We start from the raw sequence: 12988 nt of genomic DNA on the forward strand, positions 1-12988 counted from the left end.
AACAATGCCTATCTGTTCTTTATGTGTTCTGCAAGGGTTGATATTCGGTGAACGCCGGGTCTCGGCGCGTCAGCGCGGCAGGCGGATGATGCGGCAGGGATCGCCGGCGCGCGCCGCTTCGGCGTAGGGAGCACGCAGCACCAGCGCATCGGCCTCGGCCAGCACGCGGATCATGGAGGAATCCTGCACCGACGAGGGCGTAGCCACCAGACGCCCTTCGCTCTCCGTCAGCCGAGAGCGCAGGTAGTCGGCCCTCAGATCGTTGGCCGGCAGGTCGCGGCCGAGCACGGCCGGTTCGGTCGGCGTCATCACGTCGACAAGGCCCGAAAACCGGCGCAGCAGCGGCCCGAGGAACAGCAGCGAGCACACGAACGATGCGACCGGATTGCCCGGCAGGCCGATCAGCCGGGTTCCGCCGAGATCGGCCATCATCAGCGGCTTGCCCGGCCGCATGGCGATCTTCCAGAAGCCCGGGCGCGTGCCCATGCGCTCAATCACGTCGCGCATCAGGTCATATTCGCCGACGGACGCCCCGCCGGACGTCACCAACACGTCGAAGCCTTCGTCGCGGGCCCGCTTCACCGCCGCGAGCGTGTCGTCGAGCCGGTCTGCGACGATGCCGAAATCCTCCGGAATTCCGCCTTCGCGCCTGACCAGCGCGGCGATCGCAAAGGCATTGGAGGAGACGATCTGGCCCGGCCCCGGCGCTTGGCCCGGACGAACCAGTTCGTCTCCGGTGGACAGGATGGCGACGCGCGGATGCCGGCGCACGGGCAGGGTGGCATGGTTCATGGCGGCTGCAAGCGCGATGCCGCGCGGATCGAGCCGGCTGCCAGCGGCGAGGCCGGTCACGCCTTCGGTAAAGTCGAGCCCTTTCGGCCGCACGAACTGGCCGACATGGACGCGGCCGTTCATGGTGACAGTGTCGCCCTGACGAACAGCCTCTTCCTGCATCACCACGGCATCGGCGCCGTCCGGCACCTCGCCACCGGTAAAGATGCGCATGGCGGTTCCAGCCGCGAGTGTCGTCAGGGCCGGCCGGCCGGCAGCTGATTCCCCCGCAACGGCAAGCGTTCCCGGCAGGTCGGCCGCGCGCACGGCATAGCCGTCCATGGACGAGACGGCGGCCGGCGGCTGGGAGCGGGTGGCGACCAGATCATCCGCCAGCACCCGCCCGTCGGCCTCGGCCAGCGCGACCATCTCCTGCCCGAGCGGCTGGACGCCATCCAGCATCATGGCAAGCGCGTCTGCGACAGGTGTCAGGCCGCTCATGGTTCAGCCGGCCCGGAAATCGCCGGATACCCCGCCAGACTTCTCCAGCAGGCGGATACCCTCGATGCGCATGCCCCGATCCACGGCCTTGACCATGTCATAGACGGTCAGGCAGGCCACCGAAACCGCCGTCAGGGCCTCCATCTCGACCCCGGTCGGCCCCGTGACCTTGACGCTGGCGGTGACGCGGACGCCCGGCAGCGCGTCATCGGCAACGATATCGACGGCGACCCGCGAAATCAGCAGCGGGTGGCATAGTGGAATGAGTTCATGGGTGCGCTTGGCGGCCATGATGCCGGCCAGGCGGGCGGTGCCCAGCACGTCGCCCTTCTTCGCCTCTCCGGCAAGGACCAGCGCCAGCGTCGCTGGCATCATCACCACGCAGCCTTCGGCCACGGCGACGCGCTCGGTGGCGGCCTTGGCCGAGACATCGACCATATTGGCCTGGCCGCTTGCATCGAGATGGGTCAGCACCTGTCCCTGAGCCATGCCTGTCCTGCCATCGGGCCGAAGCGGTGATCCGCAACCTTGCCGCGGGCTTAGCGGCATTGCCTGACGGGCGCAACGCCCGCGTCAGCCCACCGGAGCCGCTTCCTGCAGGGGCTCGCTCGCCGCCTCGCGGATCGCCTGCGCAATCGTCTCCGGCGCCTCGGCCCCGGCAATGCCATAGCGCCCGGCAACGATGAAGAACGGAACGCCCGTGATGCCGATCCGCTGGGCGGAGGCGATGTCGCGCTGCGTGCGGTCGATATCGGCTTCGGTTCCGAAAAGCTCGGCCAGCAGCGCCGCGTCCAGTCCGTTCGCCGAGCCGATGGCGATCAGCGTGTCGCGATCGGCGAGGTTGCGTCCCTCGATGAAGAACGCGCGGAACAGGGCCTCGACCAGCTCATCCTGCGTGCCGGTCGAGCGGGCCCAGAGGATCATCCTGTGCGCGTCCATCGTGTTCGGAGCGACGGCGATCTCGCTGAAGGCGAACGCAATGCCTTCCTCGGCTCCAACGCCGGTCAGGCGTGCGTGAATCTCGTCGATCCGCGCCTGGCTGCCGAACTTGCCGAGCATGTAGTCCTTCCGGGGCAGGCCGCCCTGCGGGATCTCGGGAGCCAGCTGGTAGGGACGCCAGTGCACCTCCACCGGAATGTCGGGGACCAGCGCGATCGCCTTCTCAAGCCGCCGCTTGCCGACGAAGCACCAGGGGCAAACCACATCCGAGACCACGTCGATCATGAGGGCGGGGGACGGCGTCGGGGATGTTGCAACCATGGAGCCTCCTTCGGGCCTGAAGCCCCCGCAGGGGACCTCTCAGCCTAGCGCCCGGCGGCCGAGCGCGCCACCTGCAGGAGTTGCTCCAGCGCAGCCTGCGTGTCGGCCAGCGCATCGCGGGCTGCCGCCGGTTCCTTCACCCGTGTGTCCTCGAACGGAATCGGTCCCGCGCGACGGTTGCCCCCCGGCACCGCGAGCATGGTCAGCCCGGTCGCCTCAAGCCGTCCGGCCAGCCCCATGACGGCCCGGCCGTCGCCGATCACACCCGACACCCTTTGCCCGAGCACGGGATCCGGCCGGATGACCGGGGCGATCTCGCCGCCCGCCTCCGCATAGGCCGCGCGGATGTCAGCCTCCGAGAATCCGCGACCGCCGACGGCCACGATGCCCTGGGCTCTCTCGCCAATGGCGAGCGCCCCAGCGCCCTTGATGGGCGCGGCGCTCTGGCTGAAGGCCCTGAATCCGGCCGCATCGACCGTCCAGCCGGGTGTCGTCCCACGCTCGGCGCCCGGTGGAAAGGCGGCCCGCGGGACCATCGCTCCGGCAAGCTCCAGCATGCCGTCAGTCCCGGCGCGCGTTTCGACCAGCACCGGCGACTGGCCCGCGCTGGTCGCGAAGGAATCGGCCCCCGCCCGGATCGCGGGGGTCCCATCGGCCATCAGGGTGCGGACGATGCCGGCCTCGCCGGCTGCAAACAGCGTGTCGATGACCATGCCGGCCGGGCGCAGGTCCTGAGCCGCGGCAATTTCCGACGACCGTCGCGCGACCAGGAGGGCGTGCCGCACACGAGGGGCATCGGCCGCGGCAAGGCAGGCGGCGAGCCCGGCCGGAATCACCACATGAGTGACGCCATCGGCGGCGAGGAGGTCTGCGAAGACGCGCGGTGCGAAAGGCGGATGAACGATCAGGCGGCAACCGGCCATCAGCCAGGGTACGACCTGCAGGGCCATGCCGGCGAAGCTGTCGGGGGCGAGCGTCGCAGCGATGACCGCACCGTCGTCCGGAACCAGCGTCATGAAACCGGCGAGGCCGCCAGCCGCCAGTTCCGCATGGCTGCGTGCGGCTGAGACGTGCCCCTGGGGCGTCGCCTCCGCGGTGACCAGCACCACGTGATGGGCAGGCTCGCCAGCGCGAACGGTCTCCACAGGCTCCACGCCGCCGGTGTCGGCGAGCACATCGTCCAGCGGCACGACCCCGTCAAGCGAAGGGCCACCCAGCGACAGCACGAAGCGGATGGAAAAGACCTCGGCCGCCGCGAAGCGCATCATGTCGGCGCAATCGAGCGGTCCGGCGCGGCCACAGGTCAGGATCGCCCGCGCACCGACCGTCTTGAGATGGGCCACGACCTCGCGCCGGCCCCAGCCGAGCGGAAGCGGCGCCGCGATCAGGCCCGCGCGGGCGATCGCGAGCATCGACGCCACGGCCTCGGTGCAAAGCGGGAACTGGGTGGCGACCACCGTGTCGGGCTGCAGGCCGAGTTCGCGCAGCCGGCCCGCGAGGCGATCCACCAGCCTGTCGAGTTCGGCCCAGGTCAGCGTCCGCGGCGCGCCGCCGATAAGGGCGTCGCGATTGGCCGCATCCGCGAGGGCAGGGGCGTCGGGACGAGAGGCAGCCGCGCGGCGCAGCAGGCCGTCGAGCGTCGCCGTCGCCTGGCCCGAACGGGCACCCGCTTTCCCCCCGCCCAGAATCACACGCCGCTCCTCAAGGCTGCTGCCGCCACCACGTCTCCGTCAGATAGCCGAAAACGGATGATTCGGCAGGAACGCCGACATGGCTCCAGCGGGCGATCCACTGTGCCGGCTGATGGAACAGAGGCACCCAGTAGAAGCCGGAGACCAGCACCCGGTCGAGGGCGCGGCAGGCATCGACCAGTTCGCCGCGCGTGCGGGCCTCGACAAGCGCGGCCACGATGGCATCGACGGCCGGATCATCGATGCCGGGCACATTGCGGCTGCCGGGTGTACGGCCCGCCTCCCGGCCCCAGTAGAAGGCCTGCTCGTTGCCGGGTGACAGCGAGATGGTCCACCAGCGATAGTCGATCATGTCGAAATCGTAGTCGCGCACCCGCCTGTCATACTGGACGGCATCGACGTTGCGGACCGAGGCCTGAATGCCGACGCGGCGAAGCATGCGCTGGAACGTCAGGGCCAGGCGCTCCTGCTCGCGCGTCGCGACCAGGATTTCGAAGGTGAAGGGCGAACGGGTCTCGCGGTTGACGAGCAGGCCGGCGGACAGGTCCCACCCGGCCTGCCGGAACAGGTCGATGGCCTCCCGCAGACGCCTGCGGTCGGTGCCGGTTCCATCGGAGACCGGCACGCGCCAACTGCCGTCGAGAATATCGGACCTGACGCGCGCCCCCGCTCGCGTAAGAAGTGCGGTCTCGCTGTCTCCTGCCGGCCGGCCGATGGCCGACAGCTCCGAGCCTTCAAAGATCGAGGCCGTTCGTTCGAACCCGCCAGCGTAGAGATTGCGGTTCGTCCATTCGAAATCGAACAGCAGACCGATGGCCTCGCGCACGCGCACGTCGGAAAACACGGCCCGCCGCGTGTTCATCGCATAGGCGCGGATCCCCTTCGGCACGCCGGGTTTCAGCGTATCGCGACGGATGCGGCCCTCCCGCGCGGCGGGAAAGTCGTAGCCATTGGCCCATTGCGCCGGATCTGTCTCGACGCGGAAATCCACCAGCCCCCGCCGGAAAGCCTCGAACAGGGTATTGGCGTCCCGGTAGAAGTCGAACCGGATCTCGTCGACATTGTAGAGCCCGCGGTGGACCGGCAGGCCGGCGCCCCACCAGTCCGGGTCGCGGACCAGCGTCAGGCTCTCCCCCGGCTTCACCTCGCCGACCCGGTAGGGACCCGATCCGGTGATCGGAGTGAGCGTCGTCTCCTCGAAGCGGGCCGTGTCGATGGCATGGGCCGGCAGGATCGGCATGAGGCCGAGAATCAGCGGCATTTCGCGGTCCTGCGCACCGGCAAGGTCGAACCGGACCGTTCTGCCGTCGAGCGCTTCGGCCCGCACGACCTTGCGGTAGTAACTGCGGTGGTTGGGCCGGCCGTGATCGCGCAGAAGCTCCCAGGAAAACAGGACGTCGCGGGCCGTCACCGGCTGCCCGTCGGAAAAACGCGCTCGAGCGTCGATGTGGAAGATGATCCAGTCGCGATCCTCCGGCACTTCGAGGCCGGCCGCGATCTGCGGATAGAGCGAGAAGGGCTCGTCGTAGCTGCGCTGCAGGAGCGTCTCGTGCAGGAACTGTCGCGCACCGGGCACGGCAAGGCCGCGCACGACGAAGGGATTGAGCGTGTCGAATGCGCCGAGAACGCCCTGAACCAGCCGCCCGCCTTTCGGCGCGTCCTCGCGCGCATAGCGGCGGTGGATGGCGTCCGGATCGCTTCCCGCTTCGCCGTGCATGGCAATGCCACGCAGGACCGGCGCACGCGGCACGGCCGCGGCAACACGGCCGCCACGGGCAAGGTCGGCAACGGTGACGAGACCCGCTGTGGCGAGCAGGGCTTGGCGTCGGTTCAGGCTCATGGTTCGTCCGGATGTTCCGGTCAGGCTACCACGGTCAGGCGATTCCCGCTTTCCAACGGGCGGGGGAGCGGCTATCAACCGCGGCGCACGGAAGCGCCCAAGTGTCGCCACGTTCCATGGCGAAAGGACGCATCCCACCCAGATTGATTGTTCCGAACCGCAGCGAACGCGCGCTCCCGGAACCGGACCGAAAGGGCTGTTCCATGTTCAACCCCGCCGCCACCGCGGTCCGATTCGGGCTCGGCGCCGCCCTTGCCCTGGTGCCCGCCATGGCCCTGGCGCAGGCCCAGCGCCCCGCCCAGCGCCCGGCACAGCCCGCCCAGCAGCAGCCTGCCGCGCCCCAGACGCCAGCGGCCCCGGCAGCCGGCACGCCCGACCCGAACCTTGCCGCCGTTCAGACCCCCTGGGTCAAGCTGTGCGACGACGTGCCGGTCGACGAGCGCCAGCCGCCAACGACCAAGAAGCTGTGCATGGTGGTGCAGGAGACGCGCGCGGAGAACGGCCAGATGCTGGCCTCCGTCCAGATCCGCGAGCTTGAGGGCGAGCGGCCGCGGCTGATCATCGCCGTGCCGGTCGGCATGTCGCTGCAGCCGGGCATCCGCGTGGTGCTCGAGGGCGGCGCCGGTCAGCCCCAGCCGCAGGCTCTTCGCTACGAGGTGTGCCTGCCGAATGCCTGCTTCGCCCAGATGGAGATGCAGCCGGATTTCCTCACCCGGATGAAGCGGGCCAACAACCTGCAGATCCAGGTGGTCAACATGAACAACCGGGCGATCTCGCTCGCCATGTCGCTGCAGGGCTTCACGCAGTCCTATGACGGCGCCCCGGTCGACCCGCGCGCCTATGAGGAAAGCCAGCGTCGCCTTCAGCAGGAACTGCAGCGCCGGGGCGAGGAAGCCCAGCGCCGGCTCCAGCAGCAGCAACAGCAGCAGGGCGGTGCCGCGGCCCCCGGTGGCCTGCCGCCCGGCACCGGCGCTCCGGCCGGCCTGACGCCGCTGGCTCCGCCGCAGCGCTGATCGCCGCAAGCGCGATTTTGCCTGACAAGGGCGCGGGACCTCTCCCGCGCCCTTTTCATTTGGCATGCAAACCGCTTGGATGCGGTGCAGCATCGGCCGATCCGCCGAATTGTCCGCGCCGATCCGGTGCTCCAGCCGGCGGCGGAACCGGGAGGACCCCATGAAGTTGCCGCGCAATGTCTTCAAGCCGCTGGCGATTGGCGCACCGGCGCCGATGCGCGATCTGCCGGTCCGTCTGGAGCGGATGATCCATTTCGTGCCGCCGCATCTGGAAAAGGTCCGCGCCAAGGTGCCGGACCTCGCCCGCAGCGTCGATATCGTGCTCGGCAACCTCGAGGATGCGATCCCCTCGGATGCCAAGGAAGCGGCCCGGCGCGGCTTCATCGAGATGGTTCAGGCCACCGATTTCGGCGCGACGGGGGTCTGGACCCGGGTCAATGCGCTCAATTCGCCCTGGGTGCTCGATGACCTGATGGAGATCGTCGCAGCCGTCGGCAACAAGCTCGACGTGGTCATGCTGCCGAAAGTCGAGGGTCCCTGGGACATCCACTATCTCGACCAGCTTCTGGCCCAGCTCGAGGCGCGCCACGCCATTGCCAGGCCCATCCTCATCCACGCCATCCTCGAAACGGCCGAGGGCGTGAAGAATGTCGACGACATCGCCTCGGCCTCGCCCCGCATGCACGGCATGAGCCTCGGCCCGGCCGACCTTGCCGCCTCGCGCGCCATGAAGACCACGCGCGTCGGTGGCGGCCATCCTGAATACAAGGTGGTGGCTGACCCGGCAGGCGATGCCCCGCGTGCGGTCTATCAGCAGGATCTCTGGCACTACACGCTGGCGAAGATGGTGGATGCCTGCGCGGCCAATGGATTGAAGGCGTTCTACGGTCCGTTCGGCGACTTCTCCGACACGCTGGCCTGCGAGACCCAATTCCGCAATGCGTTCCTGATGGGCTGCGCCGGTGCCTGGACCCTCCACCCCAGCCAGATCGACATCGCCAAGGCGGTGTTCTCGCCCGATCCCGCGGAAGTGGCCTTCGCCGCCCGGATTCTGGCCGCCATGCCGGACGGCACGGGCGCCGTCATGATCGACGGCAAGATGCAGGACGACGCCACCTGGAAGCAGGCCAAGGTCATGGTCGATCTGGCCCGCATGGTCGCCGCCAAGGACCCGGGCTTTGCCGGCCGATATGCGATGTGACGCATGTCGGGCGCGCCCGGACCGGTTGACAGGGGGGGGAGTGGGGCGCAAAACCCCCAACTTCTCAATCGGAAGGGACGCTTCGGGACCGTGATCGACAAGCCGCGTGTCGCAAAGTTCAAGATCGGACAGGTCGTGAGGCACCGGATCTATCCGTTCCGGGGCGTGGTTTTCGACGTCGATCCGACCTTCGCCAACACCGACGAATGGTACGAGTCCATTCCCGTCGAGGTCCGGCCGTCCAAGGATCAGCCCTTCTACCATCTGCTCGCCGAAAACGCCGAGACCGAGTACATCGCCTATGTCTCGGAGCAGAACCTCGTTCCGGACACCAGCGAGGAGCCGATCCGACATCCGCAGGTGGATGAGTTCTTCGAGCGCGACGACAGTGGCGCCTATCGGACCCGCCGATCGGGGCTGCACTGACGCTGGCCTTGCGCGCCGGTCATGGTCGCATCCCGGCCCGGGTCAGGAGCCGTCGGGCTCGGGAGGGAGACGACCATGAAGGTCCTCGTGCTCGGCGCCTACGGCCTGATCGGCTCCGCGGTCACAGCCGCCCTGATCGCGGCTGGTCATGAGGTCACGGGGCTCGGCCGCCGCACCGCGCAGGCCGCCCGCCGGTGGCCGCAGGCCCGATGGGTCGAGCGCGACCTGCGCGAAATGACCGCGGCGCGGGACTGGACCGCGCTGACCGAGGGCATGGATGCCGTCGTCAATGCCGCCGGCGTCCTGCAGGATGGGCCGGACGATGACGTGGCTGCCGTGCAGACCCACGCCATGCGGGCGCTGTTCGAGGCCTGTCAGGCCCAGGGCGGAGTTCGTGTCGTGCAGGTCTCTGCGGCCGGCGCAGACCCCGGCGCGTCCACCCGGTTCATGACCAGCAAGGTGGAGGCCGATGCCGCGCTGGCCACGAGTTCGCTCGACTGGGTGATCCTGCGGCCCGGCCTCGTCTTCGGTTCGCCGGCCTATGGCGCGACCGGTCTGCTCCGGGCTGCGGCCGCGGTGCCGCTGGTCCTGCCGGTCGCCTTCGGCGCCACGCGCTTCCAGACCGTTTCGCTCGACGAAGTCGCCCGCGCCGTGGTTCTGGCGATCGAGGGGCAGGTGCCGCAGCGGCGCAGCTACGACCTTGTGGAGGACGAGCCGAGAACGCTGGCCTCGCTCCTGGTCTCGTTGCGTGGCTGGCTCGGCCTGCCACCGGCACGGCTTCTGGCCATCCCCGACGGGCTGGCGAGGCTTGCCTTCCGGATCGGTGACGGACTTGGCCTGCTCGGCTGGCGTTCGCCGGTCCGCTCGACCGCCTTGAGGCAGATGGAGGCCGGCGTCACCGGCGACCCGGGGGCCTGGCGCGAGGCGACCGGGCGGGGGCTGGCATCCTTCGACACGACGCTTGCCGCCACGCCCGCTTCGGTTCAGGAGCGCTGGTTCGCAAGGCTCTGGCTGATGAAGCCGGTTGTGATCGCAACGCTGGTCTTGTTCTGGCTGGCATCCGGAGTGATTGGCCTGATCCGCCTCGATCAGGCGGCGTCGGTTCTGACCACCCGCGGCATGGGCCGCGACCTGGCCGTTTTCTTCGTGCTGGCCGGCGCCGCAGCCGACATCGCGGTCGGGATCGCCGCGGCCTTTCGCCGGACGCTGGTTCCTGCTGCCATCGGCATGATCCTGGTCACGCTTGGCTATCTCGGGGCGGCCACCGTGCTCACCCCGGATCTCTGGCTCGACCCGCTCGGGCCGATGGTCAAGACCTTGCCTGCTCTGGTCCTCGCGCTGGTCGCCATGGCAATTGCGGGAGACCGGTGATGCTGGCGGTCGATATCCTGCGCTGGCTCCACGTCATCGGCGCGACCGTTCTCTTGGGGACAGGTGCCGGCATCGCCTTCTTCATGCTGCGGGCCCATCTGACCCGCGATCCGGTCCTGATCGCCCATGTCGCCGGCACCGTCGTGGTCGCGGACATGCTGTTCACGGCAAGCGCCGTCGTCATTCAGCCGCTGACCGGGGTCCTGCTCGCCCATCTCATCGGCTGGCCGCTGACCACGCCGTGGATCGTCATCTCGCTCGTGCTCTATGGGATCATCGGCCTGTTCTGGCTGCCGGTGGTGTTCATCCAGTTGCGCCTGCGCAATCTCGCCCGTGCGGCTGCGGCGCGCGGGGACCCGTTGCCACCCGACTACGACCGGCTGTTTCGCATCTGGTTCCTGTGCGGTTTTCCGGCCTTCGCGGCGGTCATGGGGATCCTCTGGCTGATGCTGGCGCGGCCGCATCTGGGCTGATTGACGCGCCTTGCCGGTCAGCCCGGCAATTGACGCCTGCCGCGCAGCCCACTACGGCGGGTCACCGTCAGCGGCCGGCAGGGGCATGATCCAGGTTCTCAATCTCGCGATGCCGTTCTTCGGGCTGATCGCGCTCGGCTTTGCCACGGCCCGCTTCAAGGCCTGGCGCGGCACGGCGATCCCGGAATCCGGGCTCGCCTGGATGAACTTCTTCCTGATCTATGTGGCGCTGCCGGCTCTGTTCTACCGGATCCTCGCCAAAACCCCGCTGGAAAAGCTGAACAACGTGCCGTTCATCGCCGGCACGACGCTGGCGACCTATACGGTGTTCGCCTGCGGTTTTGCCTATGTGATGTGGCGCTCGGACGGCAACATGCGCCACGCGACTGTCGCCGGGGTCTGCGGGGCCTATGGCAATATCGGCTATATGGGCCCGGGCCTTGCCTTCTCGACCATCGGGCCGGATGCCGCCGTGCCGGTCGCGCTGATCTTCTGCTTCGACAACATCCTGCTCTTCTCGCTCGTGCCGCTGCTGATGGCACTGTCCGGAACGGAGAGCCGTTCGATCCTGTCGGTGATCTGGGAGGTGATCCGCAAGATCGCCACGCACCCGTTCATCCTGGCGACGCTTGCCGGCGTGGCCTCGGCCTTCCTGCAGTTCGAACCACCGGAAATGCTCGACCGCCTGCTGGGTTTCCTGCAATCAGCGGCAGCGCCCGTCGCCCTGTTCACGCTTGGCGTCACAGTCGCGCTCAGGATGGGCAGTTTCACGGCGCTGGCGAAGGTTGCCGCCGCCATCTCGCCGATCCTGACACTGAAGCTGGTGGTTCACCCGCTGCTGGTGATCCTGATCCTGTCCGTGCTCGGGACCTTCGAGACGACCTGGGTCTATACGGCAGCGCTGATGGCCTGCCTGCCACCGGCGCTCAACGTCTTCATCATCGCGCGGCAATACGAGACCTGGGTCGAGGAGGCATCCAACGCCGTGCTGCTCGGGACCGTCGTGTCGGTGGTGACGCTCACCACCGTGCTCTATCTCGTCAAGCAGAACCTCCTGCCGATCAATCTCTTCCCAGCCTGATCAGGCGGCGGTCGGCAGATCGCCGCGCATGAGACGGGGCTGCGCGAGAGAGGGCTCCAGTCCCTCGCGCATGAAGGTCCGGCGCAGCGGCCCGACCTGGTCGAGCGCCCACAGGCCGAGGCTGCGCAAGCCGTTGAACGGCAGGAAATCCGACAGCAGCGACCGGTTCAGCATGTGGATGACTGCCGACCTCGAGACGATGTCCGCACGGCGCGAACGGTCATAGGCCTCGGCCAGCGCCTCGCCGCCGATATCGCTGCCGGCAGACAGGGCATCGGCGATACAGTCGGCCAGAGCGGCCCCGTCGCGCAGGCCGAGATTCAGCCCCTGCGCACCGATCGGCGGGACGACATGGGCCGCTTCGCCGACAAGCGCGATACGACCTCCGGCAAAGCGGCGCGGGGTCATGACGCCGAGAGGGAAGGCGCCCCGTCCGGTCTCGACGGTGATGCGTCCGAGCAGCCCCTGCGACTGCTTCTCGACCGCGCGGGCGAAGGCTGCTTCCTCCAGGCCCATCAGTCGCTCGGCCTCGGCCGGCCGGACGACCCAGACCAGGCTCGAGCGGCGGCCCGGCAGCGGCACGAGGGTGAACGGCCCGTCGGGCGTGTGGAACTCGGTGGAGACATGATCGTGGGCGCGCGTATGGGAGAGGTTGGCCGTCACAGCCACCTGCGGATAGCGCTCCTCGACAACGCTGATGCCGGCAGCCTCGCGCACGAGCGAACGGCGCCCGTCCGCCCCCACCACCAGCGCGGCCACGAGGCGGTCTCCGTCCGCCAGCACGACCTCGGCACCCGTCGCGCCGGCAAGCACCTTGGCCGCGCCTGATGTGTGGACCGGAATGCCGGCTGCGGCCACTGCCTCGGAAAGACCGCCATTCAGATCGTCATTTGCGATGTTGTAGCCGAAAGCCTCGAGGCCGAGTTCGGTGGCCCGTCCCTCGAACAGCGGTGCCCGGATCAGCCGCCCGGTATCGTCGACAAGTCGCATGACGGCGAGGGCAGCCGCGCGGTCACAGACGCGCTCCCAGACGCCGAGCGCCCGCAGGGCATCCACCGATCCGCCGAGCAGGGCGCTGGTGCGCCGGTCACCCCCAGGTCGATGCGCTGGAGCCACCACCTCCACGCGCGCGCCCGCGCGATGCAGTGCAAGCGCGGCGAACAGCCCCGCCGGCCCGCCGCCGACCACGACAGCCTTGCTCGCGTGGCCGGTGTCCTGCCTGGATCCCGGATGTCTCGCCATGATCTTGGACCTCCGATCCCGCCTAACATGACTGGCCGCAGGGCGGAAGATCGCCCCACATGGCGCCGCCGCCTACTGTCCGGACTATGCTAGCCTTCTTGATCGATGTGGATGGCGG

General features: G+C 68.8%; 12 protein-coding genes. 6 read left to right on the top strand and 6 right to left on the bottom strand.

The window, feature by feature from the left end; all coding sequences use genetic code 11:
* Positions 1–69 precede the first annotated feature (69 nt).
* The 5 genes from ACTIFS_RS14750 to ACTIFS_RS14770 all read right to left on the bottom strand — a co-directional run bounded on the left by ACTIFS_RS14750 (position 70) and on the right by ACTIFS_RS14770 (position 6063).
* Complete coding sequence (locus tag ACTIFS_RS14750) at positions 70–1272, bottom strand: molybdopterin molybdotransferase MoeA (RefSeq protein ID WP_439574876.1); 1203 nt, start codon at positions 1270–1272, stop codon at positions 70–72.
* Positions 1273–1275: 3 nt separating this feature from the next.
* Positions 1276–1761, bottom strand: a complete 486-nt coding sequence (moaC, locus tag ACTIFS_RS14755) for a cyclic pyranopterin monophosphate synthase MoaC (protein WP_439574877.1) — start codon at positions 1759–1761, stop codon at positions 1276–1278.
* A gap of 84 nt (positions 1762–1845) precedes the next feature.
* A complete protein-coding gene (locus ACTIFS_RS14760) occupies positions 1846–2532 on the bottom strand; it encodes a DsbA family oxidoreductase (RefSeq protein WP_439574878.1) in 687 nt (228 codons plus the stop codon).
* Between the two features lie 44 nt (positions 2533–2576).
* On the bottom strand, positions 2577–4223 hold the full coding sequence (locus ACTIFS_RS14765; RefSeq protein ID WP_439574879.1) for an AMP-binding protein: 1647 nt from the start codon (positions 4221–4223) through the stop codon (positions 2577–2579).
* A 10-nt stretch (positions 4224–4233) separates the two neighbouring features.
* Entirely contained in the window at positions 4234–6063 is a 1830-nt protein-coding gene (locus tag ACTIFS_RS14770; RefSeq protein WP_439574880.1) for an extracellular solute-binding protein, read from the bottom strand.
* Positions 6064–6266: 203 nt separating this feature from the next.
* Here ACTIFS_RS14770 and ACTIFS_RS14775 point away from each other — a divergent pair, with 203 nt between their 5' ends.
* The 6 genes from ACTIFS_RS14775 to ACTIFS_RS14800 all read left to right on the top strand — a co-directional run bounded on the left by ACTIFS_RS14775 (position 6267) and on the right by ACTIFS_RS14800 (position 11628).
* A complete protein-coding gene (locus tag ACTIFS_RS14775) occupies positions 6267–7076 on the top strand; it encodes an invasion associated locus B family protein (RefSeq protein WP_439574881.1) in 810 nt (269 codons plus the stop codon).
* 160 nt (positions 7077–7236) lie between these two features.
* A complete protein-coding gene (locus tag ACTIFS_RS14780; RefSeq protein ID WP_439574882.1) occupies positions 7237–8277 on the top strand; it encodes an HpcH/HpaI aldolase/citrate lyase family protein in 1041 nt (346 codons plus the stop codon).
* A gap of 90 nt (positions 8278–8367) precedes the next feature.
* On the top strand, positions 8368–8703 hold the full coding sequence (hspQ, locus tag ACTIFS_RS14785; protein ID WP_439574883.1) for a heat shock protein HspQ: 336 nt from the start codon (positions 8368–8370) through the stop codon (positions 8701–8703).
* Positions 8704–8778: 75 nt separating this feature from the next.
* Positions 8779–10074, top strand: coding sequence for an SDR family oxidoreductase (locus ACTIFS_RS14790; RefSeq protein ID WP_439574884.1), 1296 nt, complete (start codon positions 8779–8781; stop codon positions 10072–10074).
* The gene (locus tag ACTIFS_RS14795; RefSeq protein ID WP_439574885.1) at positions 10074–10547 is read left to right on the top strand and encodes a DUF2269 family protein; all 474 of its coding nucleotides are present in this window, start codon (positions 10074–10076) and stop codon (positions 10545–10547) included. The genes ACTIFS_RS14790 and ACTIFS_RS14795 overlap by 1 nt, the downstream gene beginning before the upstream one ends.
* Before the next feature lie 85 nt (positions 10548–10632).
* Positions 10633–11628, top strand: a complete 996-nt coding sequence (locus tag ACTIFS_RS14800; protein WP_439574886.1) for an AEC family transporter — start codon at positions 10633–10635, stop codon at positions 11626–11628.
* Here ACTIFS_RS14800 and ACTIFS_RS14805 read toward each other — a convergent pair whose 3' ends face one another.
* A complete protein-coding gene (locus ACTIFS_RS14805) occupies positions 11629–12870 on the bottom strand; it encodes a UbiH/UbiF family hydroxylase (protein ID WP_439574887.1) in 1242 nt (413 codons plus the stop codon).
* Between the last annotated feature and the right edge of the window lie 118 nt (positions 12871–12988).

This window comes from Phreatobacter sp. (assembly GCF_051860605.1).
GTDB lineage: Bacteria > Pseudomonadota > Alphaproteobacteria > Rhizobiales > Phreatobacteraceae > Phreatobacter.

Bases quoted from the DNA above. Each gene is read 5' to 3' on its own strand.
- ACTIFS_RS14750 (WP_439574876.1), bottom strand. From the start codon at position 1,272: ATGAGCGGCCTGACACCTGTCGCAGACGCGCTTGCCATGATGCTGGAT.
- ACTIFS_RS14775 (WP_439574881.1), top strand. From the start codon at position 6,267: ATGTTCAACCCCGCCGCCACCGCGGTCCGATTCGGGCTCGGCGCCGCC.
- ACTIFS_RS14780 (WP_439574882.1), top strand. From the start codon at position 7,237: ATGAAGTTGCCGCGCAATGTCTTCAAGCCGCTGGCGATTGGCGCACCG.
- ACTIFS_RS14800 (WP_439574886.1), top strand. From the start codon at position 10,633: ATGATCCAGGTTCTCAATCTCGCGATGCCGTTCTTCGGGCTGATCGCG.
- ACTIFS_RS14795 (WP_439574885.1), top strand. From the start codon at position 10,074: ATGCTGGCGGTCGATATCCTGCGCTGGCTCCACGTCATCGGCGCGACC.
- moaC (WP_439574877.1), bottom strand. From the start codon at position 1,761: ATGGCTCAGGGACAGGTGCTGACCCATCTCGATGCAAGCGGCCAGGCC.
- ACTIFS_RS14770 (WP_439574880.1), bottom strand. From the start codon at position 6,063: ATGAGCCTGAACCGACGCCAAGCCCTGCTCGCCACAGCGGGTCTCGTC.
- ACTIFS_RS14805 (WP_439574887.1), bottom strand. From the start codon at position 12,870: ATGGCGAGACATCCGGGATCCAGGCAGGACACCGGCCACGCGAGCAAG.
- ACTIFS_RS14760 (WP_439574878.1), bottom strand. From the start codon at position 2,532: ATGGTTGCAACATCCCCGACGCCGTCCCCCGCCCTCATGATCGACGTG.
- ACTIFS_RS14790 (WP_439574884.1), top strand. From the start codon at position 8,779: ATGAAGGTCCTCGTGCTCGGCGCCTACGGCCTGATCGGCTCCGCGGTC.